The sequence below is a fragment of the Mycobacterium sp. NPDC050853 genome, assembly GCF_040653875.1.
Taxonomy (GTDB): Bacteria; Actinomycetota; Actinomycetes; order Mycobacteriales; family Mycobacteriaceae; genus Mycobacterium.
On the sequence record NZ_JBFAGW010000002.1, the window covers coordinates 668539 to 695160 of the forward strand.

At 63.7% G+C, this 26622-nt stretch carries 27 protein-coding genes and 1 tRNA gene; 9 read left to right on the forward strand and 19 right to left on the reverse strand.

What is annotated here, in order from left to right:
- Nucleotides 1-125: 125 nt before the first annotated feature.
- The 6 genes from AB0H22_RS11645 to AB0H22_RS11670 all read right to left on the reverse strand — a co-directional run bounded on the left by AB0H22_RS11645 (nucleotide 126) and on the right by AB0H22_RS11670 (nucleotide 3800).
- The gene (locus AB0H22_RS11645; RefSeq protein ID WP_358146663.1) at nucleotides 126-701 is read right to left on the reverse strand and encodes a hypothetical protein; all 576 of its coding nucleotides are present in this window, start codon (nucleotides 699-701) and stop codon (nucleotides 126-128) included.
- On the reverse strand, nucleotides 698-2344 hold the full coding sequence (locus AB0H22_RS11650) for a hypothetical protein (protein ID WP_358146664.1): 1647 nt from the start codon (nucleotides 2342-2344) through the stop codon (nucleotides 698-700). Before AB0H22_RS11650 ends, AB0H22_RS11645 begins: the two co-directional genes overlap by 4 nt.
- 3 nt (nucleotides 2345-2347) lie before the next feature.
- Nucleotides 2348-2659 (reverse strand): WXG100 family type VII secretion target, encoded by a 312-nt coding sequence (locus tag AB0H22_RS11655; protein WP_358146665.1) that lies wholly within the window; start codon nucleotides 2657-2659, stop codon nucleotides 2348-2350.
- Between the two features lie 3 nt (nucleotides 2660-2662).
- Nucleotides 2663-2971, reverse strand: coding sequence for a WXG100 family type VII secretion target (locus AB0H22_RS11660; protein ID WP_358146729.1), 309 nt, complete (start codon nucleotides 2969-2971; stop codon nucleotides 2663-2665).
- Nucleotides 2972-3159: 188 nt separating this feature from the next.
- Nucleotides 3160-3233: transfer RNA gene (locus AB0H22_RS11665), tRNA-Leu, on the reverse strand.
- A 180-nt stretch (nucleotides 3234-3413) separates the two neighbouring features.
- Nucleotides 3414-3800, reverse strand: coding sequence for a nucleotide pyrophosphohydrolase (locus AB0H22_RS11670; protein WP_358146666.1), 387 nt, complete (start codon nucleotides 3798-3800; stop codon nucleotides 3414-3416).
- 70 nt (nucleotides 3801-3870) lie between these two features.
- On the opposite strand from AB0H22_RS11670, the gene AB0H22_RS11675 reads away from it, so the two are divergent.
- From AB0H22_RS11675 to AB0H22_RS11695, 5 genes are all read left to right on the forward strand, one after another.
- Complete coding sequence (locus AB0H22_RS11675) at nucleotides 3871-4917, forward strand: hypothetical protein (RefSeq protein WP_358146667.1); 1047 nt, start codon at nucleotides 3871-3873, stop codon at nucleotides 4915-4917.
- A 348-nt stretch (nucleotides 4918-5265) separates the two neighbouring features.
- On the forward strand, nucleotides 5266-7107 hold the full coding sequence (locus AB0H22_RS11680; protein ID WP_358146730.1) for a fatty acyl-AMP ligase: 1842 nt from the start codon (nucleotides 5266-5268) through the stop codon (nucleotides 7105-7107).
- Between the two features lie 86 nt (nucleotides 7108-7193).
- Nucleotides 7194-7673, forward strand: coding sequence for an XRE family transcriptional regulator (locus AB0H22_RS11685; protein WP_180752003.1), 480 nt, complete (start codon nucleotides 7194-7196; stop codon nucleotides 7671-7673).
- Nucleotides 7674-7675: 2 nt separating this feature from the next.
- Nucleotides 7676-8194, forward strand: a complete 519-nt coding sequence (locus AB0H22_RS11690) for an ImmA/IrrE family metallo-endopeptidase (protein WP_180752002.1) — start codon at nucleotides 7676-7678, stop codon at nucleotides 8192-8194.
- Nucleotides 8191-9408 (forward strand): MAB_1171c family putative transporter, encoded by a 1218-nt coding sequence (locus tag AB0H22_RS11695; RefSeq protein ID WP_358146668.1) that lies wholly within the window; start codon nucleotides 8191-8193, stop codon nucleotides 9406-9408. Before AB0H22_RS11690 ends, AB0H22_RS11695 begins: the two co-directional genes overlap by 4 nt.
- On the opposite strand, the gene AB0H22_RS11700 is transcribed toward AB0H22_RS11695, so the two are convergent.
- The 7 genes from AB0H22_RS11700 to AB0H22_RS11730 form a co-directional block, all read right to left on the reverse strand.
- A complete protein-coding gene (locus tag AB0H22_RS11700; RefSeq protein WP_180752000.1) occupies nucleotides 9305-10171 on the reverse strand; it encodes a sulfite exporter TauE/SafE family protein in 867 nt (288 codons plus the stop codon). The genes AB0H22_RS11695 and AB0H22_RS11700 overlap by 104 nt on opposite strands.
- The gene (locus AB0H22_RS11705) at nucleotides 10168-11058 is read right to left on the reverse strand and encodes an alpha/beta fold hydrolase (protein WP_180751999.1); all 891 of its coding nucleotides are present in this window, start codon (nucleotides 11056-11058) and stop codon (nucleotides 10168-10170) included. The genes AB0H22_RS11700 and AB0H22_RS11705 overlap by 4 nt, the downstream gene beginning before the upstream one ends.
- A 221-nt stretch (nucleotides 11059-11279) precedes the next feature.
- The gene (locus AB0H22_RS11710) at nucleotides 11280-12227 is read right to left on the reverse strand and encodes a Ppx/GppA phosphatase family protein (RefSeq protein WP_358146669.1); all 948 of its coding nucleotides are present in this window, start codon (nucleotides 12225-12227) and stop codon (nucleotides 11280-11282) included.
- Entirely contained in the window at nucleotides 12221-12700 is a 480-nt protein-coding gene (locus AB0H22_RS11715) for a DUF501 domain-containing protein (protein ID WP_180751997.1), read from the reverse strand. Before AB0H22_RS11715 ends, AB0H22_RS11710 begins: the two co-directional genes overlap by 7 nt.
- Nucleotides 12697-13275 (reverse strand): septum formation initiator family protein, encoded by a 579-nt coding sequence (locus tag AB0H22_RS11720; RefSeq protein ID WP_180752251.1) that lies wholly within the window; start codon nucleotides 13273-13275, stop codon nucleotides 12697-12699. The genes AB0H22_RS11715 and AB0H22_RS11720 overlap by 4 nt, the downstream gene beginning before the upstream one ends.
- A gap of 104 nt (nucleotides 13276-13379) precedes the next feature.
- A complete protein-coding gene (eno, locus tag AB0H22_RS11725; RefSeq protein ID WP_180751996.1) occupies nucleotides 13380-14672 on the reverse strand; it encodes a phosphopyruvate hydratase in 1293 nt (430 codons plus the stop codon).
- Between the two features lie 50 nt (nucleotides 14673-14722).
- Nucleotides 14723-15442, reverse strand: coding sequence for a hypothetical protein (locus AB0H22_RS11730; RefSeq protein WP_219603504.1), 720 nt, complete (start codon nucleotides 15440-15442; stop codon nucleotides 14723-14725).
- Between the two features lie 220 nt (nucleotides 15443-15662).
- On the opposite strand from AB0H22_RS11730, the gene efeU reads away from it, so the two are divergent.
- Genes efeU through efeB form a run of 3 tightly spaced genes read left to right on the forward strand, consistent with a single transcriptional unit; the run spans nucleotide 15663 to nucleotide 18977 of the window.
- Nucleotides 15663-16568 carry an iron uptake transporter permease EfeU gene (gene efeU / locus AB0H22_RS11735; protein ID WP_358146670.1) on the forward strand — a complete coding sequence of 302 codons (906 nt, stop codon included), beginning with the start codon at nucleotides 15663-15665 and terminating at the stop codon, nucleotides 16566-16568.
- Nucleotides 16565-17725: an iron uptake system protein EfeO gene (efeO, locus tag AB0H22_RS11740; RefSeq protein WP_358146671.1), complete on the forward strand. Its 1161-nt coding sequence runs from the start codon at nucleotides 16565-16567 to the stop codon at nucleotides 17723-17725. The genes efeU and efeO overlap by 4 nt, the downstream gene beginning before the upstream one ends.
- Nucleotides 17706-18977 carry an iron uptake transporter deferrochelatase/peroxidase subunit gene (efeB, locus tag AB0H22_RS11745; protein ID WP_358146672.1) on the forward strand — a complete coding sequence of 424 codons (1272 nt, stop codon included), beginning with the start codon at nucleotides 17706-17708 and terminating at the stop codon, nucleotides 18975-18977. The genes efeO and efeB overlap by 20 nt, the downstream gene beginning before the upstream one ends.
- Here efeB and AB0H22_RS11750 read toward each other — a convergent pair.
- Both AB0H22_RS11750 and mfd read right to left on the reverse strand, forming a co-directional pair.
- A complete protein-coding gene (locus tag AB0H22_RS11750) occupies nucleotides 18959-20014 on the reverse strand; it encodes a nucleoside triphosphate pyrophosphohydrolase (protein WP_358146673.1) in 1056 nt (351 codons plus the stop codon). The genes efeB and AB0H22_RS11750 overlap by 19 nt on opposite strands.
- The gene (gene mfd / locus AB0H22_RS11755) at nucleotides 20011-23667 is read right to left on the reverse strand and encodes a transcription-repair coupling factor (RefSeq protein ID WP_180751991.1); all 3657 of its coding nucleotides are present in this window, start codon (nucleotides 23665-23667) and stop codon (nucleotides 20011-20013) included. The genes AB0H22_RS11750 and mfd overlap by 4 nt, the downstream gene beginning before the upstream one ends.
- A gap of 108 nt (nucleotides 23668-23775) precedes the next feature.
- Here mfd and lysA point away from each other — a divergent pair, with 108 nt between their 5' ends.
- Nucleotides 23776-25122 (forward strand): diaminopimelate decarboxylase, encoded by a 1347-nt coding sequence (lysA, locus tag AB0H22_RS11760; RefSeq protein WP_358146674.1) that lies wholly within the window; start codon nucleotides 23776-23778, stop codon nucleotides 25120-25122.
- A gap of 54 nt (nucleotides 25123-25176) precedes the next feature.
- Here lysA and AB0H22_RS11765 read toward each other — a convergent pair whose 3' ends face one another.
- From AB0H22_RS11765 to AB0H22_RS11780, 4 genes are all read right to left on the reverse strand, one after another.
- Nucleotides 25177-25473 (reverse strand): hypothetical protein, encoded by a 297-nt coding sequence (locus AB0H22_RS11765; protein WP_180752249.1) that lies wholly within the window; start codon nucleotides 25471-25473, stop codon nucleotides 25177-25179.
- A 94-nt stretch (nucleotides 25474-25567) separates the two neighbouring features.
- Nucleotides 25568-25834 carry a hypothetical protein gene (locus tag AB0H22_RS11770; RefSeq protein WP_358146675.1) on the reverse strand — a complete coding sequence of 89 codons (267 nt, stop codon included), beginning with the start codon at nucleotides 25832-25834 and terminating at the stop codon, nucleotides 25568-25570.
- Between the two features lie 130 nt (nucleotides 25835-25964).
- Nucleotides 25965-26204 carry a hypothetical protein gene (locus tag AB0H22_RS11775; RefSeq protein WP_180751988.1) on the reverse strand — a complete coding sequence of 80 codons (240 nt, stop codon included), beginning with the start codon at nucleotides 26202-26204 and terminating at the stop codon, nucleotides 25965-25967.
- A 104-nt stretch (nucleotides 26205-26308) separates the two neighbouring features.
- Entirely contained in the window at nucleotides 26309-26605 is a 297-nt protein-coding gene (locus tag AB0H22_RS11780) for a hypothetical protein (RefSeq protein ID WP_180751987.1), read from the reverse strand.
- Nucleotides 26606-26622 lie beyond the last annotated feature (17 nt).

Sequence of the window (26622 nt, forward strand, 5' to 3'; positions counted from 1 at the left end):
TCAGGGCTGCTGCAAGACCAGTCCAGGCGCGGCTACGGCCTACCCTTCGCCACGCCCCTTGGACTACCGCCTCAGTCGGGAACGGGTCTCGTGCCCACGATAAGACTCGCCCCAGCTGAGGCACCCTATGTTGAGCTTCCGCGCTCTCTACGATCTTCATCCGCAGCCACGTTGGTCTGCTCTGCGGTGTCGGACTGGACTGAAGCTGCCGATGTCGATGTCTCCGAGGTTCCAGTGCTGGCGCTGGCCTGGGAAGTCTCATCGGCGTCCTCCGAGTCCAGCGTGATTTCACGAAGGCTCCACAGCGCAGTATCTAGTGCATTGGTTGAGGAGTACTCGGTGAACAACGCAACTGCCTCATCAGGCGAAAGCACTTCATTCGCGTTCACCTCAACCGCAGTTCCATCCTGACGCAAGAGTTGCAATGGCTGTGTGTCACCACCCTTGTGCCCTAACGTGAATAGCCGACCATCACGCATGAATTCGACGGTCAGGCCCGATTGCGTCCCCGTGGATTGGAGGAAGTTGTCTTCGGGTTCGGCATACTCGAATTTAGATACGTTGTCCGGCCACTTGAACAGGATGATGAAGAGCGAGTCATCGCCGATAGTGCGAACAAGGTGTCCGAGCTGCATCTGCGCACGACCAGGCTCTTCGCCGAGTGGGATGGTCGCGGACTCATCCTTTACTGCAAACCTCACGGCACCCTCACCTCTACAACATCCGTAATCTTGACAGGGACTACGCTACCGTCAGGCAACTTCGCCGTTCCATATGCAGGCGTCTCAGCGCTGACGTGAGGATCGAAACCTTTCTGGTTTCCAGAGAGCCCCCCTGTTCCACTCTTCACTTCGACGCCCTTGGCTTCGACGTATCCATCTGGCCCTGGCTTTGGGTCTCTAGGCATGTCGTAGCCATCAAACTTACGGACGCGTGGATCGCCGTTCGGCTTAACGGGACCAGTGCCTTCAGGGAACTTCGATTGACTTTGGTTCGGTACAACGGTGCGGTCAGGGTTGGCCTTCCCATACGACTTGACGCCCGCCGCTTCCTTATCAGCTGATGGTCCGTCGTGCCCCTGGTAGCGGCCTCGGGAATCTCGCACTGCTGCGTGCATGACGGTGACGTGGTCTTCGCCGATCGCGGCGGGTACGAGTTTGGTGGTTCCGTCGATCGCGAGGGCACCACCTGCGGCGACTACCGCCACTCCTGCGGCTTCGAGCGGGATGACAATGGGGGTGCCCAGGCCTGCGGTCGCGAGTTCGAGAACGCCACCTCCACCCATTATGAGGCCTCCGGCATCCATGAGCAGGCCGCCGCCTATGACCTCGACCGCGGCCAACGGATCGTTCAGTGCCGCGTTTCCAAGTGAGGCAGCGGCATTCACAACGTTCGCTGCGACATCGTGGAGGTCATCACCAATTTCTTCTAGCTCCACAGCGGCCCACCCGGCCATCGTCTTGGCAACAGCCTCCACTGCCGCAACGATAGGCGCGAGAAGTTCCTTGACAGCATCGGCCTCAGTTTTCAAGTCCCGCAACACTTGCAAGGCATCGTGGGCGATTTTCGTAAGTTGGTCACCTTTGCCGGTGATGAGGCTCAGTCCCTCTTGGAACAGGCCCGAGGGGGTCGCCAAATGCAGGGCTTCGCCGATCAGCTTCTTCAGATGGGTGTGTGCATCATCGACGTGCTGGGCGTAATCGTTGAGCTGCTTGGCGATGTCACCGGCCGCTTTGGACATCGCAGCGGCGGCCTTAGCTGCATCGCCGTAACCTGTTGCGACATCATTTTTCTCGGGAATGTCCTGGGATTTAGCCGACGTCTCCGGAGATACCAGCGCGCCATCAAAAGTGTTGGCAGCATTCGCGATCGAAGTCCAAGCAGCTGCGGCGGTGCGCATTTTTCCGATGTCGCCGTTAGGCCACACCATCCCAATCACAGACTTGATCAGGCTCCACCCGAACGGCTCATCTGTGAGGCTGCCTTCACCCTTGGGCGGAACATGCGACGAAACCGGCTTCGTGGCTGCCGGTTTGGTGGGCGGACCACCACCGGGTTTGATCGCTGAGTAATGGTTGGCGATGGCGTAGTTGTAGGCACTCATCTTCAACAAGTCACCGATACGGCTAGTGCCGTTACCTGTGTCGACCAACGCCACCACAACTGACGATGCCGCATCGTCGTATTTCTCGCCCACCACCAACCCGGCAGGATCGTTGCCCGTCATCCCACCCGAGGCGGATAACGCGTTGAGCCCATTTTGTACCGCAGCAGTAAAGGTAGTGCTGGCCGTGACGGTGCCGTCTCCGGCAGCATCGAGCACTGCCGGGTCAACGGTGACCACACGTCACCCCCGTTGCCACATCTTGGTATTCGTAGAAATCGCCGCCGTGTAATTGCCGTGCGCCCCAGTCACAACCTTGTTCAACACAGCGACAGCCTCACGCATCTCCGCTGCACCCTTCGCCCACTTCTGGTGCGCCTCCAAATGCGCTGCAGCGGTAGCACCTTCAAATTCGATGTGCATATCATGGACCCGCTTGTCCACGTCAGCGATGAACGCCTCTGCGGCCTTTTCGAATGTGGTGAGCAGCGTAACCACCGTCATCAACTTGTCGGGCTCCACATGGAACTCAGAAGCACCGGATGCCACACCCATATCTCAAACCCCGCTTACCCGGTCGTCCGCGACCCGGAACGCGGTAGCAGCACCTTGTAGCGCAGACACCATCGAATTCATGCCCTCAGTGACATCAGAGGTCCCCTGATGCCAATCGGCGAACGCGTCATGAAACTGGCTACCCGGATCACCCTTCCAACCCGCACCCAACAGCCTCCGCACCTGATCATCAAGCTGCGTCAACGCAGTAGCAAAATCAGACGTACTCGACGCAATGTCTTCGGCCAGCTTGAGTACCCGCTCCGGGGTGATCTGTAACGACTCGCCTGGAGGCCCCTCAGTACCCGTAATTGCCCCTCACCTCCAGTTTCAAAGTCGGACACTACACCGCTAGCAGCAAACAGCGCGAGAGCGCGAACCCTGTCAAGTAGCTGTGAATCCTGCCGAGGTAGTCTCCACACGCCGGGGTGACGCCGGGGTCGCGCACCCATCGCGACCATTCCCCTACGCGGCCAGCCCACCTACCTGCCCTAACTCGGTGCCCCCAGTCGGACTCGAACCGACACTTGGCGGATTTTAAGTCCGCTGCCTCTGCCAATTGGGCTATGGGGGCTTCGCAGGTCATATGGAAACTTATTGCATCGCGGCCACAGTCTGTCCGGACGTCCTCTGCACAACGTCGACATTAGCGCCAGCCGAGATACTCAACGACGCGGCGGCAACACGTAGGCCTTCAGTGCGTCCAGGCGTCCAACGTCCTGACTCGTTGACGAGCTGCAGGAATCGGATTCGGTTATGCACCGGGCGACGAGCTGTCATCCGATGCCAGTAGACGCGAGTACTTGGCGCTCGATCCTTTGGAGAGGTTCACCGGATAGCGAGTTTCGTTGACTTGCAACTTATCCAAAGCGGCTCTTGCCAGATCAAAACCACAGGCCCGGGAGAAGGAGACCAGGTACAGAAGTACATCAGCTGCCTCGGCCGCCAGAGACTCACGGAATCCCTCGTCCGCGAGCTGAAGCTCGATCTCGGCAGGCGAGAGCCACTGCATCTCTGCCGCGAGCTCGCCCGCCTCTCCACAGATCGCCATAGCGAGGTTCTTAGGAGTATGGAACTGACCCCAGTCGCGCGCAGCGTTGAACTTCCCAACCCGATCGCATAACTCCTCGAAGGACGTCACAGCTCTAGGGAAGCACAGATGTCGGTGGGGCGTGCCAGACTACGGATCGAACTGAAACGAGGGGGAAACCGTGGTTAGCGTTCTGATCCAACCGTCCTTCGGAGACGCTGCCGCCCAGAAACATTGGGCTGCCACGCTTGATCAGGAAGTTGACTTCAGAATCCCCGAGCGTGTCCACCCTCTCGTTGCTGACGAGCTCGCCACACTGGAGGCCGTCCACCCGACTGGGAAGGCCCGCTTCTGGGGTGCCGTCGGATCGAACGACAAGATGTTCGACAAGCTCAAACCCGGCGACATTGTGTTGTTCACAGGGAAATTGCACATACGCGCCATCGGCGAGGTTGGTGCTTCCTTCAGAAATGAGCCGTTTTCGCTCACACTCTGGGATCCCCACCCTGAGCGAGGCGCCTGGCGGAATGTCTACAGTCTCTTTTCATTCCAAGAAACAGAGATCCCCTACGAAATCCTTCAAACGGCGCTCGGCACGAGCCCTAAGGACAACTTTCAGCGAACTCGATTCATAGCAGATCATCGCGCCGACATCGTCCTTGCGGCGCTGCAGATTGACGCTCAAGCTCGCGTGACTGAAGACGTGGAAGATGCCCAGGCGGCACTGGATGCATTGGGCAAGAATGAGTCTCGTAGACCCGTCGAGCGCGCCCTGACGCCAATGACCACCTACTCGCGCAGCGCCCGCGACGTGATCGTGCGCAGAGCCGAATCAGAGTTGGTCAACGCATACAAAGATCAGCTTCCCGCGGGCCACAATGCAACTCGTCGACTCGTCAGATCAGGCGTGGTGGACATCGATGTGAAGTCACCCGAATGCAACGAGATCATCGAGGCGAAAAGTAGTAGCCGCCACCACAAGGTCCGCGAAGCACTAGGCCAGATTCTGGACTACGCACATAGCGTCGTTGAGCCAGTCAACCGCGTAGCCACACTGTTCCCAACCAAACCCGCAATCGAAGACGTAGCACTGCTACATCACTACGGGATCGACATCATCTATCGAAACACTCTCGGGGCGTTTGAACGCTCTGACGCTCCGGTTGACAGGTACGTAGTGTGGGTAGGCAACGGCTACGCGAGCGAGGCGCACATCGAGTTGCCTTGAGATGCTAGCTCGCCCAGCATTTCAATTTCATACATACACCGAAGTCTCAAGCTGAACGGTTCCCGATCCCAGCAGACTCTGTCGATACCTTCTTGCACCTAAATTTGTACGACCAAAATCACATCCAAGCCGTCGACCACCCCGGATCACATTGGAAACTACCGCCGGTGGGTGATACCTGTTGAAAGACACTAGAATTCAAAGTGATTCTAGTGCTGAGTCGTCACCAGATTTCGAGATCGTCGACATCGAACGTTGCCGCTCGACACAGGAATGGCGAATCACCTGCGAGCTAGGCGATTATTTAGTTAGCGCAGGTAGTGTTTTAACGTGAGTCGGGAGTTGGATATGTCAGACGGAGTGGCCGTTCGCGAGAGCGGAGTCGAGGACTATCTCGGTGCCGACGGCACGATCCAACTCCCTCCCGGCTCGACGCTGCTCTCGAACTTCGAGCGCAATATCGCCGAGCTCGGCAGCACCATCTCCTACCGCTACCTCGACTTCACACGTGACGACGACGGCGCGGCCATCGAGCTGAGCTGGAATCAGCTCAGCACCCGGATGCGCGCGATCGGCGCACGCCTGCAGCAGGTGACCGAACCGGGCGATCGCGTCGCGATCCTGGCCCCACAGGGCATCGAGTACGTCATCGGGTTCTTCGCAGCCATCCAGGCCGGAAACATCGCTGTTCCCCTGTTCGCACCCGAGCTGCCCGGCCACGCAGAACGCCTCGACGCGGTGCTCACCGACGCAACGCCGTCGGTCATCCTCACCACCAACAGTGCCGCGGAATCGGTAAACACCTTTCTGCGCAAGCTTCCTCGCCAACGCCGACCGCGGGTCATCGCCATCGACGCGGTACCGGACTCGGTCGGCGAGACGTTGGCACCCGTCGAGCTCGACACCGATGACATCGCGTATCTGCAGTACACCTCGGGCTCGACGCGCACCCCGGCCGGAGTGGAGATCACTCACCGCGCGGCCTGTACGAATGTGCTTCAGATGATTCTGGCCGGTGGCCTCGACGCGAGTACACGCAGCGTGAGCTGGCTGCCGCTGTATCACGACATGGGGTTGATCATGATCCTGTTCCCGGCGCTGTGCGGTGGTCACATCACCCTGATGTCACCGTTGGCGTTCGTGCGACGCCCCCGCCGGTGGATCAAACAGCTCGCCGCCGAATCCGCCTACGGGCGGGTGTTCGCGGCGGCACCGAACTTCGCATTCGAACTCGCCGCACAGCGCGGACGCCCCCCGGCTGGCGAGACCTGGAATCTGAGCAATGTCGCGGGCCTCCTCAACGGATCCGAGCCGGTCACCCTCTCCGCGATCGAGAAATTCAATGAGGCCTTTGGCCCCCATGGATTTCCGCCCGCCGCCATCAAGCCGTCCTACGGCATGGCAGAGGCGACGCTCTCCGTCGCCACCATCGCCTCCGACGCGCTCCCCAGCATGATCTACCTGGACCGTGCCCAGCTCGCGGAAGACCGTGCCGTCCCGGTGCCCCCCGACGCTCCGACGGCGGTGCCCCATGTCTCCTGCGGTCAGGTGATCTCCTGCCAGTGGCTGGTGATCGTCGACCCACGAACCGGAGCCGAACTCCCCGAGGGAGAAATCGGAGAAATCTGGCTCCACGGCGACAACATCGGCCGCGGCTACTGGGGCCGCGCCCGCGAGACGGAGGAGACCTTCCACAACAGGCTGCGCTCAAGGCTCGAACAGCGCAGCCACGCAACCGGAACCGCCGACGACAGCCGGTGGCTGCGTACCGGCGATCTCGGGGTGTACCTGAAGGACAACCTGTATGTCACCGGTCGCATCAAAGACCTCGTCATCATCGACGGACGCAACCACTACCCCCAGGACATCGAAGCCACCGCCTCGGAGTCCTCTCCCGCCGTCCGCTCCGGATATGTCGCGGCATTCTCCGTCGCGGCCAATCAACTCGCCGAGGCCGCCATCGCCGATACCAGCGAGCGACTGGTCATCGTCGCCGAACGGGCACCCGGATCGGGGCGGGTCGAGCATGAACCGGTCGTCGAGGCCATCCGCGCCGCCATCTCACGCAAGCACGCACTGCCGGTGGCCGATATCCGGCTGGTCGCCGCGGGTGCGATTCCCCGCACCACCAGCGGGAAGCTTGCGCGCCGAGCCTGTCAGATCGAGTACCTCGCGGACACATACCGCTAAACCGGGCACTCAACTGTGCGTTGAATCACACCCGGAGTCTGCCCCCTCGCGTTGAGGGCGCGTCACATCAGTGTTTGACTTATCCGATGGCCACTACGAGCCCGCTGCAGGCGCCCATCCAGGACGCCAAATCCGCCGAGGCGAACCTCGCTGATCGCATCAATGCGCTCTTCCAGTCGCATCGGCGCCCCGACGGACGCATGTGGACCAACGACGAAGTCGCAAGCGGTATCAAGAAGGCCAACTCCGATATCAAGGTCGGCGGCGCCTACCTGTCGGCGCTGCGCACTGGAAAGCGCGCCCGCCCCGCCATCGACCTGCTCGGCGCGCTGGCCGACTTCTTCCGCGTTCCACTCTCCGTGCTCACCGATCCCGAGCGCACCTATTCGCTCGATGAGCGCCTCGGCGCCCTGGACGAGACCACGCGGGATGAGGTCGAGCTGATCGCATTGCGCGCGATCGGCCTGAATAAGCAGAGCCTGGAAACCGTCGCCGCGGTGCTCGATCACGTGCGCGCACTCCAGGGCCTGCCCACGGTGGACAACTCGGCCAGCAACGGGCAGTAATCATGCCGAAGATGCGTTGTGTCACAACCGATCTACGGTCCACTCGCGAACTTCAAGCAATACACCAACGCTGCAGCCGCAAGCTCACGGATCTGGGGCTGGAGACGCTGACCGCTGTCGAAGACATCCGCGCCCGCGCCAGCGAGCTCAGTGAGCGCGATATTCAACTCGTCCCGTACTCGCTCTCGGGCAGCGGCGTGCACGGCCTCCTCGTCCGCACCGACGCCACCGACTACGTGGTGTACGACAGCGACACCACAACCATGCACCGCGAGCACATCATCTTGCACGAGCTGAGCCACGTGATGTGCGGGCACACCAGCAACAGCCGCCGCGATCTTGCCGAAGTCCTTTGCCGCGAAACCTATCTGGACGATCAGGAAGTCGAAGCGGAGATGCTCGCCTCGATGATGGGGCAGCGCGTCAGTCCGGACAGCCACCGCCCCATCGCCGTCACGAACGCCAACCTGCGACGCATTCTGGAATCACTGACCTTGGAAGGTGCGCCGGCGGCACCGTGACCTCAGTTTTCGAAGACTCCGCCGCGGCGTATTCGGTTGCGGCCGTCTTCAGCTTTGCCGCCGTAGTGGTGGTTGCCGCCAACATGCTGCGCTCTCGAGTTCGCCCACCCGCCTCAGTGGCGCTGTTGTTGTCGTTCCTGTTCAAAGGGATTGCCGTCACCTTGGCAACCCCGCCCTTGTATGAGAAATTCGACAACCTGGTCGGCGTGCACAACATGGGCCGGCTCGTCCTGAACCTGTCCGGCGGTATGGCGTGGACTGCGTGCGTACTCATCGTCATCACGTTCTGGGGTGAATCTGGGCACCGGGCCGTACAGCGCGCACGGCTGTGGATCGGCATGGCAGTGGCGGTTGGCGGCGCTCTGACTCTCTGCTGGTTTGTGGCACCCACCTCCGAGCTGCCACAGGATTTCTACGCCTCCCACGGCGCCAAACCCGCCTGGGTCGCGTACATGATGATCTACCTGATCACCTACGGCCTGGGCGCACTCCTGATTATCGTCAAATGCCTCCAGTACGCCCGGTTTCACGATGTGGCGTGGCTGCGACGGAGCATGCTGCTCACCGCCGCCGGGGCAACGATGTGCCTGCTGTTCTGCATCATGCGGGCCCACTCGGCGATCTACGGGATGATCACCAACGACAGCTACTCCTGGCAGCGCCTGGCCCCACTCGCCGCCACGATCGGGCAGATCCTCATCGTGATAGGCCTTGCCGGACCATCCTTTTCACAGCTGGTGTCGTCGACTCGACAACGCATCCAGACCTATCGTTGGCACCACCAACTGGAGCCGCTGTGGACCGCACTGTACGAGGGCAACAGCCAGATCGCGCTGGCACCACCCCGGGCCGCGATCGGCGATCACAATTACCGGCTCTACCGCAGAATTGTCGAGATTCGCGACGGCCTGAGTGCCATCCGCCCGTACCTCGCCGAGGACTCATCGACCACGTCCGCCGCCCGCCAGATCTATTCGGCCATCGAGCAACAGCGCACCGCGCCGCGGAGCGAGAGCTCCTCTGGCACCAAGATCATCGGCGAGCTTCCCGGAGCCAACCGCAAGGAGGAGCTGAGCTGGCTCCTGGCCGTTGCGCGCGAGCTCCAGAAGATCAACCGCCAACACACGCCTGAGGCGACGGCACTGGCCTTGGTTGCTTCGTCTGCCGGACAGGCGGTTTCCTCGTCTTCAGGGCCCGCACAATCTCGCGGATAGCGATGAACACCAGGTAAGAGCCGAATACCAACGCGAGCCATCGAGCGTTGAGGGCGAGCGCCAGCAGAGCTCCTACCACGGTGCCCGGCAACGCGAATGCGGCCAACCGGAAGCCGATCCACGAATCAGCCGTGCCCTGCCGTAGATGTGTGGTCGACGCGACGAGCGCGTTGGGCAGCATCACCATCAACGAGGTGCCCTCGGCCACGTGCAGGTCGGACCCGAACAGCACCAGCATGGCCGGAACCGTCAGCAGCCCACCGCCCAGACCCAAGGCGGCCGACCAGGCGCCCACCACGAAGCCGACGAAGGCCCCGATGGCGATTACAGATGGGACACTGGACAAGACGCCGTCGGGAAGCAAGGCGTCGCCCGCAGACGGATCGATACCCGAGGCACTGAGCAGCAGCTTGAGCGCCGTCGCCAGCAGCACGAAGACGAACAGCGCCTTAAGGATCCATTCCGGGATTCGTGCCACCAGCTTGGCCCCCACCACTGCGCCGATCACCCCACCGGCCATCAGCCCGGCGCCGGCCACCACATCCACCTTCGCTCCGTGCAACGCGTAGACGGTGCTACCCGCTATAGCGGCGGAGACGTTCGGCAGCGTCGAGGTGCCATGAATGACCGCCCTGCTCAACGCGGTTGCCCGCGCCAGCGAGGGAACGGTGATCACACCAGTGCCACCACCGAGCAGCCCGCCCGATATCCCCCCCAGCACGCCGATACGCGCAAGCGTCCCCAACCCGGGACGCTCGGTCATCCGGCCACCCGGAGCTTCTCGATATCGGAGAACTCGGATAACCGGAAGAACGCCTCGGCGCGGTCCAGAATGGGCTCGCGCATCGTGACGGTCTGCCCGTGATCGCACCCCGCCAACAGCGTGAAGTAGGCGCGGGGCATCCGCACCGCGGCCTCACGCGATTCCGCCAGACGCAGCGGGTCCTTCGACCCGGCGAAAAACAGTGTGGGCGTGTAAATCTGAAGAAGGTCCTGCTCGGCGACGCCGGGTTCGTCATCCCACTGCCGCAGCAGCGCCGACAGCCCACGTTGCCCCAACGCCTCGATCGTCGCACGGAATGCGGACCCCATCCGTTGATCTCGGTGCGCCTCCCACCCCGCGATGAACCCGTCGAGCCCCGATTCCTCTACCACCCGAACGGCATCCGGGAAGATCAGCATGTCCACCGCGCCGCGCTGCGGCCGGTGCGACGAGCCGGCGACCACCAGCGAAGTCAGCCGTTCCGGCGCTACAGCAGCCAGCGTCAGTCCGATTCGTCCACCAAGCGAGTAACCGATGTAGTGCGTGCGCTCGATGCCCAGGTGATCGAGCACCGCGCAGACGTCCCGCACTGAAGAGGCGATGGCGTAACCGCCGGGATGATCGGGTTTCTCGCTGTCACCGTGGCCGCGCACGTCGATGGTGGTCACCCGATACTGCTGAGATAGCTGGGTGATGTATCCGTGCTTGGACCACACGCTCGAGGACTGCAGGCTGCCGTGAACCAGCAACACATGCTCGATACCGGGCCGTGCCTTCCCATAGGTGCGATAGGCGATCGCGGCACCGTCACTGTCCGGGCGTCGCACGAAACCTGTTTCAGTGACTCCAATTTCGCGTACTACGGCGGTGGACATCGAAAAGGACATAACCAACCAAACCTTCCGCACCTAACCAAACATCCGCTGATCCGGGCTCGTGCGCGACGCTGCGCCTACTCAACTGACCGTTTACAGGACATCAACTGCCCGTTATTAGATCGTGTTGATATATCAACTGTCAGTTGATTTGATGATCTTGTCAACTGCTGGAACATGAAGACTGTCAACTTGTCACCCATGTCACACCATGGGCATTAAGCCGGAGTTAACTAGCGAAGAGACATCGCGATGCCGTCGAGGATGTCGTGCTCGCTGACCACCAGCTCGACGATTCCGGCACGGTCCGATAACTCACGCGCCAATTCCTGCACGACAATGGATCCACCGCCGATGACGTCGACACGCCCCTCGTGCATCGGCCCCAAGGCGGCTCGCTCCGATCGCGGCATCGCGATCAACGAGGACGTCACCTCGGCAAGACGCCCCAGCGGTACCCGCGACAGATGGATTGCGGCGGGGTCGTACACGTCCAACCGGTTCGCCAGTGCTGCCAGCGTGGTGAAGGTGCCTGCGACCCCGACCCAGGTTCGCGCCTCCTCGACCGGCACCGCGTCGAATGTGCGCACCAACTGCGCACGCACCACATCACGTGCCGCCTCAATCTCGTCAGCTGTGGGCGGGTCCGAATGCAGGCACCGCTCGGTGAGCCGCACACAGCCGATATCTGCCGAGAAGCTGGCCTTGACCCCGCCGACGTCACCGATCACCGTCTCCGTCGATCCGCCACCAAGGTCGACAACCACGAAAGGCCCTGCCGCCGAGTCCAGCTCTCCTACCGCGCCGGCGAACGACAGTGCTGCCTCCTCGGTGCCCGTGATGACCTCCGCGACCGCCCCCGGAACCACCGTTCCGAGCAGCTCTGCGGTCATCGTGAAGAACGCCTCACGATTGGAGACGTCGCGCGCAGCCGAGGTGGCTACCATGCGAACACGCTGCACCCCAATAGATTTCATCAGATCGGCGTACACCCCAAGCGCTATCCGGGTACGCGCGATGGCCTCCGGCGCGAACTCCCCCGTCGCGTCGACGCCCTGCCCCAAACGCACGATCCGCATCTCACGATGCACATCGGTCAACCGCCCTGAGTCGTCGACATCCGACACCAACAGCCGAATCGAATTGGTGCCGCAGTCAACGGCACCTACGCGCACTACCACTGCTCCGGAAGCACACCGGGAATGGTACCCGTCAGCTCTCGAATTGCCTCATCCCCCAAGGGATTTACCCCCGGCCCCATCGCGAGCGAATGAGCAATCAACACGTGCAAGCATTTCACTCTGTCGGGCATACCGCCTGCGGTGACCGCGGTTCCCAACGGCTCGATGACATCGCGCTCCGCGAGGTAGCTCTCATGTGCACGCCGATACGCCGCAGCCAGATCCTCGTCGGCGGCAAGGCGTTCCGTCATATCGCGCATCAACCCACTGGATTCCAGGCGGCTAGCCGCAGCCGTGATGGCCGGGTGCGTCAGATAGTAAAGCGTGGGAAACGGCGTCCCGTCAGGCAGCCGCGGAGCGGTCTTCACGACAGCGGGCTCACCGTTGGGGCAACGGAACGAAACTTCCAGCATTCCTCGCGGTGCTCGGCCCAATTGCCTTGTGACCGCAGCGATATCATCTTCTGAGATCACGAGCGTGGCGCCGGTGCTGAGGGTAGTGGGCTTCCCGTGTTTTCACCGGGGAGCGCCGTGGGCGAGTCCGCGATGTTGTGCCATAGGTTGGTGTACCAAGGATTGCCGTTATCCACCGGCCCCTGCCCCTGCGGCCTGGCGTCGACGGGGGTATTCGGCAGCTGCACCTGGAACGGCACCTCACCGGGCATCACGAACCCCAGCCGCTCACGCGCCTGGGCAGCGATGTAGGCGGGATCCGCCAGTCGTCGCTTCTTATCCTCAAGCGAGGAAATCTGGTCCCGCAGTTGCGCTTCCGCTGCCGCGAGCTGACTCCTCTCGGCCTGCTGCGAGAAGTAGGTGCGAACCGGGCCAGCCACGGTCAAGGTCAGTGCGCACACCACGGCGGCCAAGATGGCGGCCCGCCGCGCGGTGGACCCGAGGCGCTGCTCGGACTGCTGCTCGGCGCTGCGTTCGATCGACGCGGCCACCGCGCCGGTGGCCCCCGTCACCTTGGTTGCCTTAGCCGCCTTGGTAGGCGCCGCTGGGCCTGTCCGAGGGGCACCCCTGACGACCTTCTGCGCCGGGCGCTTCACCGGCGTCCGTTTACGCGCAGCGGGAGCCGGTCCCCGCGACCTACCGGACGCGGGGCGGCGTTTGGATTCAGCCATAGCTCGGCCTCAGCCCGTCAGCTTGTCCGCTAGTCGGACGTCTCGATCGAAAAGCGTGGGAATGCAAGGTCTCCCGCAAAGCGGGCAGCGTCCCCAAGAGTTTCCTCGATGCGCAACAGCTGGTTGTACTTGGCCACCCGCTCGCTACGCGCCGGGGCGCCGGTCTTGATCTGGCCGCTGCCCACCGCGACCGCCAGGTCGGCGATGGTGGTGTCCTCGGTCTCGCCACTACGGTGGCTCATCATGGTCTTGTAGCCACTGGCGTGCGCCAGCGTCACCGCGTCCAGGGTCTCGGTGAGTGTGCCGATCTGATTCACCTTGACCAGCAAGGCATTCGCGGCACCCCGCTCGATACCTTCCTCCAGGCGCTCGGGGTTGGTGACGAACAGGTCGTCACCAACCAGCTGAACGCGATCACCGATCGCCGTGGTCAGCGCCACCCATCCGTCCCAATCGTCCTCCGACAGCGGGTCCTCGATGGATACCAGCGGGTAAGCGTCGAGCAGCTCGGCGTAGAACGCACCCATCTGCTCGGCGGTGCGCTTCTCCTTCTCGAAGCTGTAACCGTCAGCGGCGCTGTAGAACTCGGTGGCTGCCACGTCCAGAGCCAGCGCTACGTCCGAGCCCAGCTTGAGACCCGTCGCCTCGATGGCAATGCTGATCAAGTCCAGGGCGGCCCGCGTTCCGGCGACATCGGGGGCGAATCCACCCTCATCACCCAGACCGGTGGACAGGCCCTGCTTCTTGAGCACGGACTTGAGCGAGTGGTAGACCTCGGTGCCCCAGCGCAGCGACTCCTTGAAGCTGGGCGCGCCAATCGGCGCCACCATGAACTCCTGCACATCCACCCCGGTGTCGGCGTGGGCGCCGCCGTTGACGATGTTCATCATCGGCACCGGCAGGATGTGCGCATTCGGGCCGCCCAGGTAACGGAACAGCGCCAGGCCTGCCGAGTCGGCGGCGGCCTTCGCGACGGCCAGGGAGACGCCAAGGATGGCGTTGGCTCCCAGCCGTGACTTGTCCGGAGTGCCGTCGAGATCAAGCAGCGCCTGATCGATAAGGCGCTGATCATCGGCGCTCAGTCCGATGATGGCCGGGGCAATCTCGTCAAGCACGGCGTTCACGGCCTTGGTGACGCCCTTGCCGCCGTAGCGTGCGTCACCGTCGCGCAGCTCGACGGCCTCATGCTCACCGGTGGAGGCACCAGAAGGGACGGCCGCCCGCGCGAACGTGCCATCGGTCAGGACGACCTCGACCTCGACGGTCGGGTTGCCGCGTGAATCGAGGATCTCGCGGGCGCCTATCTGCTCAAGAATCGGCACTGTCTCTCCTTAGGGTGCACTCCGGTCGGGTCTCGAGAGACAGACTAGTGCTACGGCGACCCACCCTTGGCGTAGGCCGTGGCCCAGTCCCGTACCTGCTCGGCATACACATCGGACATGTTGTACGCCCATAGCGCCTTGATCCAGCCATCTGTCGTGCTCAGGTCGCCGCCGCGGGCGCACAGGTAACCGGCCGCCGACAGCGCCGCATCATCGATGCTGTCCGGGCTGGGCTCGCCCTCCCCTGCGGCGCGGACACCGTAGATACGCCAGGTCTCCGGGATGAACTGCATGGGCCCCATCGCCCGGTCCTGATTCGGGTCGCCGTCCAACACACCCTTGTCGGTATCCGGAAGCTGCAGGTTTCCGTTGGACCCGTCCAGACGCACACCACGGATGGGCGGCAGCGCGTCGCCATTGGGTTGCAGTTCGGCGCCGTGATAGGTGCCGTTATGGCTCTCGACGGTGCCGATTCCGGCCAGCGTCGTCCATGCGATCTTGCAGCGCGGGTTCTCGCGCTCGGCAACCTTGGCGGCGTAGGCGTACGCCTCCAGGGCGATGACGGGAATTCCCGTCCGCTCCGCACGCGGTGTCGACCACTCGCGGAGCTGGTCGGCGGGACGGCCCTGGATATGTGCGGGCGGCGTCGCGATATCGGGCACCGCATCACCGGAAGGCGGCGGCACCCCCTGCGGTAGCGGCGTACGCCCACCCAATTGCCAGGAACAGCCCGCTGCCAGCAGAAAAGCCGACAGGGAGACGACGAGCAGGATTCGCACTAAGCGCACCGACAGGGAGCGCACGGCGAGGGACGACACGACGGAACTCCTAGACGGTGCGATGGATTGCCCCCATCGTCGCATGAGACGGTCACACTGCAGCGCAGCCGAGGCTGTCCCATCGCGTCCGAGCGTCCTTTTCGGGTAAGGTCAGCCGCACCTTGGCAAGCATTGGCTAGCCAAAGTCAAGTGGAGGAAAAGGACCCTGGACATGCGCAGCATCGGCGTCCTCGCTGACGGGCCGACAAACTTCTCGCAATATTTCAGCAGCGGCCTCATCGGACTGCGTGAAGGTCTTGAATGCGGGATCGTAGTGATGATCCTCATTGCATTTCTGGTGAAATCCGACCGGCGCGACGCGGTGCGGTGGGTATGGGTCGGCGTCGCCGCTGCAATTGCGATGACATTCATCGTGTTTGGTGCCATCCACTTCGGTAGCTACACCATCACCGGATTGGGCGCGGAGGCCATAGCGGGGGTGGCATCACTTGTTGCCGTGGCAATCGTCACGACCATGGTGTTGTGGATGCGGGCGGCCGCTGCCGGTATCGCCGGTGAGCTGAGGGCGGGTATGGCCAAAGCTCTCGAGGCGGGAGCGATGGCAGTGCTCGCGCTGTCCTTCCTCGCGGTGGGCCGGGAAGGGGTGGAGACCGCCCTGTTCATGGTCGCCTACACAGAGGCAGAGACGGCACGCCCGCTCATCGGTCTGGTTGCCGGATTCCTCGTCGCTGCCGTACTCACTTATGGCATGTACCGCGGCGCGGTACGTATCAACCTGAGCAAGTTCTTCAAGTACACCGGCGCCTTCCTGGTGGTCGTCGCAGCCGGAATCCTGTCCTACGGCATTGGCGCGCTGCAGACCGTGGGCTGGCTACCGATGCTGTCGCACAAGGCCTTCGACATCACCTCATGGTTCGACTGGAGCACCTGGTACGGCGAGGCGCTACGCGGAATCTTCAACGTGACGCCGACGCCGACCGTGCTGCAGCTGATCTGCTGGCTCACCTACTTGATCGTGGTCCTGGCGCTATTCCTGCGCCCCGTTGCCCCCAAGGCCTCTGTAACTAGTCCCGAAACATCTGAAGCAGTACTCGAATCCGAGAGGTCCACTCCATGAAATCAGCTCTCACCTGCGGCGCCGCCGCGCTGGTCCTCATCACCGGCGCCGCACTATCCGGCTGTACCGCCAAGGAACCCAAGTCCGAGGGCGGCGGTGCAGCCGCCGGGGGCCAGGAGATCACCGTCAGCGCCACCGATACCGGCTGTGACGTCTCCAAGACCGAGGCCACCACGGGGCCAACGACTTTCAAGGTGACCAACAACGGATCCAAGGTCACCGAGTTCTACGTCTACGACAAGGGCGACCGCGCGCTCGGCGAGGTCGAGAACATCGGCGCTGGCCTGTCCCGCAAGCTCATCGTGCAGTTCAGCGAGCCCGGCACCTACCAGACCGCCTGCAAGCCAGGGATGATCGGCGACGGCATCCGCGGCGACTTCAAGGTCAGCGGCAGCGCGGTCAAGCTGGACGCCGAGGGCAAGTTCAAAGATGCCACCGACCGCTACCGCGGCTACATCATCACCCAGGTCGACGCGCTCAGTGAGGCCGCCACCAAGTTCGTTGCCGCCGTCAAGGCCGGCGATATCGCATCGGCCAAGGCGCAATACCCGACCAGCCGCGTGTACTACGAGCGCATCGAACCCGTCGCCGAGGCCTTCCCCAACGACCTGGATCCGCGAATCGACTTGCGCGAGGCCGATGTTCAGCCCGGCGAAAAGTGGACGGGTTATCACCGGCTGGAAAAGGATCTGTGGACCACCGGGCTACAGCCCGATACCAACGCGATTGCCGATCAGCTGCTGAAGGACATCAAGGAGCTGTCTGACGGCGTGCGTGCCAAGGACTTCGATATCAACACCACGAAGATCGCCGGCGGTGCGCAAACCCTGCTGGACGAGGTGGCCAGAACCAAGATCTCCGGCGAGGAAGAGTTCTTCAGCCACACCGACCTGTGGGACTTCCAGGCCAATATCGACGGCTCACAGAACGCGATCGCGACCGTGCGACCCATCCTCGACGAGCGCAAACCTGAACTGGGACAAGCCATCGACAAGCGCTTCAAGGAAGTCGACGTGCTGCTCGGCAAGTACCGCAAGGGTGACGGATTCGTCTTCTACGACGCAGTGACCCAGGACCAGCGCATCGAGCTGGCGCATGCCATCGATGCGCTCTCCAAGGAGGTCAGCGAGGTGCAAGGTGTCATCGCAGGACGGTAGTGGGTTCAACCGCCGCAAGCTGCTGGGCGCGGCCGGGGTCACCGCCGCCGTCGCCGGCGCAGCGGGCGCCGGAGTGCTCGGCGGTCGCGCAAGCGCGGCCAGCACGGGAGCGGTCAACGTCAAGGTTCCGTTCCGCGGAGATCACCAGGCCGGGATCGTCACCCCGGCGCAGGACCGGATGCACTTCTGCGCCTTCGACGTCATGCCGAACGCCACCCGCGGCGAGGTCCAGGCCATGCTGCGCCAGTGGACAGATATGGCCGAACGGATGTCCCAGGGCCAGGAGACCACACCCGGTGGGGCGGTGGACGGCAATCCCTATGCCCCGCCGACGGACACGGGTGAGGCGCTGGATCTGGCCAGCTCCGCGCTGACGTTGACGATCGGCTTCGGCCCCTCGTTCTTCCGCAAGGACGGAGTGGACCGATTCGGAATCGCCGACAAGCTGCCGCAGCCGCTGCAGGAGCTGCCGAAATTCCGTAATGAGAAGCTCGACCCCGCCCGCTGCGGCGGCGATATCTGCATCCAGGCGTGCGCCGACGACCCGCAGGTCGCCGTGCACGCGATCCGCAATCTGGCCCGGGTGGGCTTCGGAACTGTCGCGGTCAGGTGGTCACAGCTGGGGTTCGGCCGAACCTCCTCTACCAGCCGAGCACAGTTGACTCCGCGAAACCTGTTCGGGTTCAAGGACGGTACCCGCAACATCAAGTCCGAGGACACCGGGAAGGTCGACACCAGCGTCTGGGTGGCCAAGGGCGACAATCCCGAGTGGATGACGGGCGGCACCTACCTGGTGGCGCGGCGTATCCGGATGCTGATCGAGAGCTGGGACCGCACGGTACTCAATGAACAGGAGCGGGTCATCGGGCGCTCCAAGGGATCTGGTGCACCGATCGGCCAGGCCGACGAGTTCGGGGCCATCAACTTCACGGGTGATAAGCCCGACGGGGAACCGCTGCTCGATGTGGACGCGCATGTGCGACTTGCTTCCGCCGAGGAACTGGGTGGTATCGAGATCCTGCGCCGCGGTTATAACTTCACCGACGGGTCGGACGGGTTCGGCCATTTGGATGCCGGGCTGTTCTTCATCGCCTTCGTGCGTAATCCGCAGACCCAGTTCATCCCGATGCAGCGCAAGCTGGCCACCGAGGACGCCCTCAACGAATACATCCTGCACACCGGGTCAGCCATCTTCGCCTGTCCGCCGGGTTTGGGAACCAAGGAGTACTGGGGTCAGGCGCTCTTCGGCTGATCTGAGTCCTCGGCCTCGTCCTCGTCGTGAACGTCCGGCTGCTGTTCCTCAGCGGTGATTTTTTGAGTTTTGGACCCGCCGACGCCGGGTTCTTTCGGCACCTGCAGCCAATGTGCTTGCCATTCCTCGGCACTCACCTTGCGTAGATCGCTGATATCCAGTTCCACCGCGACATCCTCGCCACGGCGGCCCGCCAGAATATCCTTCTCGGCGCGCCGCACGGTATCCATGAACTCCAAGACGTCTGCGCGCAACTGGTTCTCGGCGTCGCCGTCGGGGTCGATCGTCACCGAAAGCAGCTGCCCAGGGATCAGCTCCACGGGCAGCCCGGCGGCCGTCACCCGGCCGAGCACCTTTTGAGTGAGGGCCAACGCCGGTTGGCTGCTGGAGACACCGTCCAAACAGGAGTCGCGGTCCTTCTCCTCGGCCTTGCGCTCTTCCCATTGCGCCAGTTGCTCTTCCAGCGTGATCGAACTGGAATCCCCACCGGCACCAAGTATTACCGGGATGCGGTTGCCCAACTTGTTCAGCAGCGTTTCGGCGATATCGTCGATGTTGAAGGGATGCTCGAGGGCATCCTCGGCGATGCGGGCATGGAAGAGTACCTGTAGCAGTACGTCCCCCAGCTCTTCGCGGAGCTCGTCGGCGTCGCCGGTGCGCACGGCGTCGAATAGCTCATAGGTTTCTTCGAGCAGGTACCGCCGCAACGAATCGTGAGTTTGGATGCCTTCCCACGGGCCATTGGTTCGCAGCCTGTCCATCACGGCCACCGCATCGATGAGCTTCTCACCCTGACGCGCGGGCGGTTCGATGACCTTGGCCCCGGCGTCGATCCGCGCCTTCACCTCTGGGTGGTTGCGGTCCGAGGACAGCAGCGCGGGAGCGTCCTCACCGATGTACACCGGGCGCGCGGTCGAGAGCGTCCACGCCAGCCGGACCGGAAGCTCCTCGGTGTACTGCAGATCGCCGGCGAGCAAACCGATTGCCTCGACCGGGACCATCGAAGGATGGCGCGGGTCCACAAGGATGACAGTCATTTGCTCACCTCCACTGGTGTTATACCAACACTGCCCGCGGGACGCCCCGACAATGCCAGCACCAGATCGACGATCATGTGCACGAGTTCCAGGTCGCGGATCCGGTCCGAGCCCACGCCTCCGTCGCCAGAACGCGGGACTGGAACCTGCACAACGGAAGTGGTCGCGCGATACTGAGCGGCCGGGTGCAAACGTTTGAGCCGCAACTGCCCCGAGTCGAGCAGCGGCAACGGCTGTATTCGGATGTTGGTGCCGACCACCGAAAGATCGGTAATCTCCATCTCGCGGCATAGCAAACGCAACGAGGCGACGGCCACCAGTCGCTGCACCGGAAGGGGCAGTGGCCCGTAACGGTCGGTCAGCTCTTCCACCACAGCACCGATCTGTCCGGCATCGCCTGCGGCGGCAAGCCGGCGGTACGCCTCAAGCCGCAGCCGGTCGCTACCGATGTAATCCGTCGGCAGATGCGCGTCGACCGGAAGATCGATGCGTACCTCCTTGGGCTCCTCGGCGGTCAGCACCGTCTTCCCGTCAGCGGCGGCGCGATACGCCTCGACGGCCTCGCCGACAAGTCGGACATAGAGATCGAAGCCCACCCCGGCGACGTGACCCGATTGCTCGACGCCCAGCACATTCCCGGCGCCACGAATTTCCAGGTCCTTCATGGCGACAGCCATACCGGCACCCAGATCGTTGTTCTGCGCGATCGTCGACAACCTGTCGTACGCGGTCTCGGTGAGCGGCACCTCGGGGGAATACAGGAAGTAGGCGTATCCGCGTTCCCGGCTCCTGCCGACGCGACCCCGCAGCTGATGCAGCTGCGACAGACCGAAGATATCGGCCCGCTCCACGATCAGGGTGTTGGCGTTGGAGATGTCCAGCCCGGTCTCGATGATCGTGGTGCACACCAGGATGTCGTACTCCCGGTTCCAGAATCCCTGGACGGTGCGCTCCAGCATCTCCTCCGGCATTTGACCATGCGCCACAACGACTCTGGCCTCTGGGACCAGTTGGCGCACCCGGGCGGCGGCGTTGTCGATAGTGCTCACCCGGTTATGCACATAAAACGCCTGACCATCACGCAGCAGCTCGCGGCGCAGTGCCGCCCCCACCTGCTTGTCGTCATGCGGACCCACGTAGGTGAGCACCGGGTAGCGCTCCTCGGGCGGAGTCAAGATGGTCGACATCTCCCGGATGCCGGCCAGGCTCATCTCCAGGGTGCGCGGAATCGGGGTAGCGCTCATGGTGAGCACGTCGACGTGGGTGCGCAGCGCCTTGATGTGTTCCTTGTGCTCAACCCCGAAACGCTGCTCCTCGTCGACGACCACCAGGCCGAGGTCCTTCCATCGCACAGCGGTCTGCAGCAGACGATGCGTGCCGATGACGATATCGACTGAGCCGTCGGCCATTCCCTCGATCACCAGCTTCGAGGTGACCGGGTCGGTGAAGCGCGAGAGACCGGCCACCTTGATCGGGAACCCCGCCGTGCGATCGGTGAAGGTCTGTAGATGCTGGTCGGCCAGCAGCGTCGTGGGTACCAGCACCGCAACCTGCTTACCGTCCTGGACGGCCTTGAATGCCGCGCGCACCGCGATCTCGGTCTTCCCGTAGCCCACGTCGCCGCACACCACCCGGTCCATCGGAACCGGCTTCTCCATATCGGATTTCACCTCGGTGATGGCGGTCAGTTGGTCGACGGTCTCGACGAATCCGAAGGCGTCTTCCATTTCCCGCTGCCACGGGGTGTCCGGCGCGAAGGCATGTCCAGGCGCGGCCTGACGCGCCGCATACAGCGCGACCAACTCACCGGCGATCTCACGAACCGCCTTGCGCGCCTTGGTCTTCGTGTTGGTCCAGTCGCTACCGCCGAGACGGCTCAGGCCGGGCGACTCGCCGCCCACGTACCGGGACAGCTGGTCCAGGGAGTCCATTGGCACGTACAGTCGGTCGCTTTGTCCACCGGCGGCGGCAGCGCCGCGCTTACCCGACGCGTACTCCAGCACCAGGTACTCACGACGGGCGCCGCCGACCGTCCGTTCCACCATTTCCACGAATCGCCCGATACCGTGCTGATCGTGCACGACGAGGTCGCCGGCGGTGAGGGCCAGCGGGTCAACCTGGTTGCGGCGCTTGGCCGGTAACCGCTTGCCGTCGGTGGCGGCCACCCGACTGCCGGTCAGGTCCGTCTCGGTGACGATGACGATCTTGGCTCCCGGCAGCACCACACCGTCGGTGAGGTGCCCGCGCAGCACACCGACCACGCCCTCGGCGGGCTCCGCGCCGGGCTCCAGCAGTGTTGCGGGCGTTTCCGTTTCGGCGAGCTGCTCCATAATCCGGTGCGTGGTGCCCGCACCGGCGGCCACCACCGCCGCACGTCCGCCCGTCATCACATGGGCACGCAGCATTGCGAAGATTTCCGCCGCGCCCTCCTTGTGTCCACGCGAGGACGGTGACGGCCGCACCGCCAGCGCGACCGCCCGATCGTCATCCATGCTCAGTGGACTCAGCGACCACCACGGATGTCCGGCGCCATCGGCGCTACGCCTGACGTCATCGAGCTCACGGAATCCCGAATCTGCCAGCGCGGCAATATCAATCGGTGCGTCGGAACCTATCGCGGCGACCGACCAGGACGCCTCCAGAAACTCCCGGCCCGTGCGCTCCAGGTCCGCCGATCGGGTCCGCACCTTCTCGGGATCGCAGATCAGCACGGGAGCGGTATCGGGCAGATGATCGACCAGCATGGTGAGCTCACCCGAATGCAGCACGGGCAGCAGTGATTCCATCCCGTCGACGCAGATGCCGTCCGCCAACTTGGCCAGCATCTCCCCCACACCAGCCCCGATCCGGTGCTCATCGGGTAGATCCCCGGAAGCACGCGCCACGGCGGCCAAGGCAGCGGCCCGGGCACGCACTGGTTCGGTGAGCAGCAGTTCGCGACAGGGCATCGCGAGCACGGAGGTGACCTCCAGCTCGGGGATCGATCGCTGGTCGGCGACCGCGAAGTAGCGCATCTCGCTGACCTCGTCGCCCCAGAACTCGACACGCACCGGATGGTCTGCGGTGGGGCTGAAGACGTCGAGAATGCCGCCGCGCACCGCGAACTCGCCGCGACCCGCCACCATGTCCACGCGGTTGTACGCGAGCTCGACCAGGCGGGCGATCAGTGCGTCGAATTCCGATTCGGCGCCGACCGTGAGCTCCACCGGCTCCAGATCGAACAGCTCGGGGGACATCGGCTGCAGCAGCGAGCGAATCGTGGTGACCACGACTCGCAGCGGCGGCCCCATCCGGGCATCCTCCGGATGCGCCAGCCGATGCAGCACCTGCAACCGCGCACCTACGGTGTCGACACCAGGCGACAACCGTTCGTGCGGAAGCGTCTCCCAGGAGGGCAACAGGGTCACCGCATCGCCGTACACATCCCGCAGTTCGGCGGTGAGGTCCTGCGCCTCTCGGGTGGTGGCCGTCACAACCAGGACGGGTGCATCGCTGGCATCCGCCATCCCCGTCACCACGAATGCGCGGGCGCAGGAGGGCGCTGTCAGATCGAGGCCGGTCTTGGCGGCGAGCGCCGGGGCGAGAACATCGAATGCGGGATCCCGCAAGGCTGTCCGGATCACCCCGGCGAGAGGCGGGGGTGTCGCAGTCATGATGGCAGCCATTCTACGGCGTCCAGAAAACGCCAATTTCCGACCCACCGACGTCAAGGCCGCGTCAAGAAACTCCGCAGGGGGTCGCCACCGGCGCACGGTGGAGGCATGACACTTCTGGACATCCTGCCGTCCTTACATAATGTGGCGCGGCCACGCGTCGACCCGGCCGTTTGGCCGGTGACCACGCACCTGGATGAGCAGGGCCGGATGTGCGTCGGAGAGACGGTGCTCTCGGAGATCGCCGACCAGTTCCGCACCCCCGCCTACGTGGTCGACGAGGAGGACTTCCGCTACCGCGCCCGTCGCTATCGCAGCACACTGCGCGAGGTCGAGGTCGCGTACGCCAGCAAGGCGCTGCTGACGGCCGATATCGCGCGGTGGGTGGCGCAAGAGGGTCTGTCGTTGGACGTCTGCTCCTACGGAGAGTTGGCCACCGCCCTCGCGGGCGGTTTCGATCCGGAACGAATCATCATGCACGGCAACGCTAAAACTCCCGATGAACTCAGTGACGCGGCCGCAGTGGGTGTCGGTCGGATTGTCGTCGACTCCTACACCGAGATCATGTTCCTGGCGACTCGGCTGTCGAAGCGCCAGCGGGTGCTGGTGCGGGTAACCCCTGATATCGACATCCACGGGCATGCCGCCGTGACGACAGGAGTCACCGACCAGAAGTTCGGGTTCCCGCAGCATGGCGGGCACGCCATCGAGGCCGTCCGCCGTGTGCTGGACCAGCCAATGCTGGACCTGGTGGGACTGCACTGCCACATCGGCTCACAGGTCACCGACTGTGCGCTGTACGGCGAGACCATCCGCCGCATGATCGCCGCGATGGCAGATATCCGCGCCAAACACGGCGTCATCCTGGGTGAACTCAATATCGGTGGCGGCCACGGTGTTCCTTACCGCTCGGGCGACCCCGAACTCGATATCGCCGAGCTACGCGATTTCATCGACGACGCGCTCGACGCCGCCTGTGCCGCAGAGCGCTTCCCCCGTCCGCGTGTCGTGGTGGAGCCCGGCCGCGCCATCTCCGCACGCGCGGGGGTCACGCTGTACCGGGTGGTGTCGGTGAAGACCCAGCCGGGCGGGCGCACCTTCGTCGCCGTCGACGGCGGCATGAGCGACAACCCCCGAGTTTCCCTTTACGACGCGAAGTACAGTGTTGCGCTGGCCAATCGGCATCCCTCTGCCCCACCTCAGTTGGTGACGGTGGCCGGGCGGCACTGCGAATCCGGCGACGAGATCGCCCGCGATGTCAGCCTGCCCTCTGATGTGCATCCCGGCGATGTGCTCGCGGTGGCCTGCACCGGTGCGTACAACCACAGCATGGCCTCGTCCTACAACCTGGTCGGTCGTCCCCCTGTGCTCGCGGTGCGCGACGGGCGGGTGCGTGAGCTGGTACGCCGCGAGACGATCGCCGATCTGCTCGCGCGGGACTGCGGCGCGCGTTAGGGCCAGCGACCGGACTAGTCAGCCCGACCGTTAGCGAGTCCTCGCCACATTCGGCTAGAGCGCGGCACCGCTCTTGGTCGGCGCCACCGTCAACGGCGGTGCCGGGATATGGGCCGTCGGTGTTGAGTGGAGCTCGGCATCACCGGGCTCGGAACAGACCTGTTCACCCGGTTTTGGCGCACTGCACTTCTCGTGCCCTCCAGACGGCGGGACAACTGCGGTCGGGAGGGAGCAGGCGGCTGCACCGGGTGCGCATGGGGGATCGGCATTCGACACCCCAACTGCGAGCGGCATACCGATAGTGACACCGGCGGCCACCAGCAATGCCGCACGCCGTACCAGCAGAGACATCATGAGACGACGATAGGTCCGCCTGCCTCATCTAGCCATCAGACCAGCGCTTTCCCAGTCGGTTCACAGCTCATTGCCAGCCGCGCACCATGGCTCAGGGGTGGTTACGCGCCTCACCCGGAGCATTTATCATCTGCCACGGCGGAATGTTGGCCTGCGGAACCTGCGGAATATTGTTCGGATTTGGCGCGGAGTGCAGCTCCGCATCCTCGTGCACCGGCGCCGGAGTGGGCGCCTGGCACATGGCCGGATCCGCGCACGGCTGCTCTGCCCCTGCGACCGGGGCCAGCACCGCGGGCGTGACGACCAACGCGGCGGCGGCCGCTCCGGCCACCATCCATCGCATTACTACTGATGCCATGACAAGCACCTCGCCCATCGATCAACCCCAGGGTTTCACTGTAGGCGTTTTTCGCATGTCATACAGCTAGTTCACAGCTTTTTCGAACCTACTGAACAGATTTACGCGCATGCCTCCCCCGATAACCACCTCACAGGTTGTCGGGGCGCACCGGAACGTCGGGCGGCGTCGGCAGATCGGCGGGGTCAGGCCACGACCGGAGTTCGGCGTCACCCGGACTGACGCAAACCTCCGCACCAGTACGCGGCTGCGTGCAATTCCCGTGTCCTCCGTGAGCGACACTCGCCGGACCCGCTATCTCAATACCGACAGGAACAGCCGTAAGCAGACCCGTCGCCACCAGCGCCATGGCATATCGAAGGCCAGGCATGGAACAACACCCCTTAGATGCTTAGATTTCCTAACAAGTCAAAATTAGACTCGTTAGGATCCGAAAGCAACCATTGAGGGCGGTGTCGCCCTGGTTTCTACTGGTTAGCGGCCCATGCCGGGATTACCGAAAACCATCCAGGGCGGAGTCTCGGCCTGTGGCACCGGTGGGATGTCTGCCGGGTTCGGCGAAGAATGCAGTTCCGCGTCCCCCGCACGGGTGCACACCATGTCGTCGGGTCCACCGTTGCAACTCTCGGGGTTGGGCGGCTCGGATTGACACATCGCCGGGTCCGCGCACTGCGGATCGGCCGCAGCAACCGAGGCCAGCGACACGGGCAAAGCGCCCAACGCGGCGGCGGCGGCCCCAGCCACAACCCATCGCACAACTACTGACGTCATGACAAACACCTCACCTA

Excerpts from the sequence above, each read along its gene's own strand:
- AB0H22_RS11685 (WP_180752003.1), top strand. The coding sequence starts at position 7,194 with ATGGCCACTACGAGCCCGCTGCAGGCGCCCATCCAGGACGCCAAATCC.
- efeU (WP_358146670.1), top strand. The coding sequence starts at position 15,663 with ATGCGCAGCATCGGCGTCCTCGCTGACGGGCCGACAAACTTCTCGCAA.
- mfd (WP_180751991.1), bottom strand. The coding sequence starts at position 23,667 with ATGACTGCGACACCCCCGCCTCTCGCCGGGGTGATCCGGACAGCCTTG.
- AB0H22_RS11765 (WP_180752249.1), bottom strand. The coding sequence starts at position 25,473 with ATGTCTCTGCTGGTACGGCGTGCGGCATTGCTGGTGGCCGCCGGTGTC.
- AB0H22_RS11750 (WP_358146673.1), bottom strand. The coding sequence starts at position 20,014 with ATGACTGTCATCCTTGTGGACCCGCGCCATCCTTCGATGGTCCCGGTC.
- AB0H22_RS11775 (WP_180751988.1), bottom strand. The coding sequence starts at position 26,204 with ATGCCTGGCCTTCGATATGCCATGGCGCTGGTGGCGACGGGTCTGCTT.
- AB0H22_RS11690 (WP_180752002.1), top strand. The coding sequence starts at position 7,676 with ATGCCGAAGATGCGTTGTGTCACAACCGATCTACGGTCCACTCGCGAA.
- AB0H22_RS11705 (WP_180751999.1), bottom strand. The coding sequence starts at position 11,058 with ATGTCCTTTTCGATGTCCACCGCCGTAGTACGCGAAATTGGAGTCACT.
- AB0H22_RS11780 (WP_180751987.1), bottom strand. The coding sequence starts at position 26,605 with ATGACGTCAGTAGTTGTGCGATGGGTTGTGGCTGGGGCCGCCGCCGCC.
- AB0H22_RS11680 (WP_358146730.1), top strand. The coding sequence starts at position 5,266 with ATGTCAGACGGAGTGGCCGTTCGCGAGAGCGGAGTCGAGGACTATCTC.
- AB0H22_RS11770 (WP_358146675.1), bottom strand. The coding sequence starts at position 25,834 with ATGGCATCAGTAGTAATGCGATGGATGGTGGCCGGAGCGGCCGCCGCC.
- AB0H22_RS11655 (WP_358146665.1), bottom strand. The coding sequence starts at position 2,659 with ATGGGTGTGGCATCCGGTGCTTCTGAGTTCCATGTGGAGCCCGACAAG.
- AB0H22_RS11700 (WP_180752000.1), bottom strand. The coding sequence starts at position 10,171 with ATGACCGAGCGTCCCGGGTTGGGGACGCTTGCGCGTATCGGCGTGCTG.
- efeO (WP_358146671.1), top strand. The coding sequence starts at position 16,565 with ATGAAATCAGCTCTCACCTGCGGCGCCGCCGCGCTGGTCCTCATCACC.
- lysA (WP_358146674.1), top strand. The coding sequence starts at position 23,776 with ATGACACTTCTGGACATCCTGCCGTCCTTACATAATGTGGCGCGGCCA.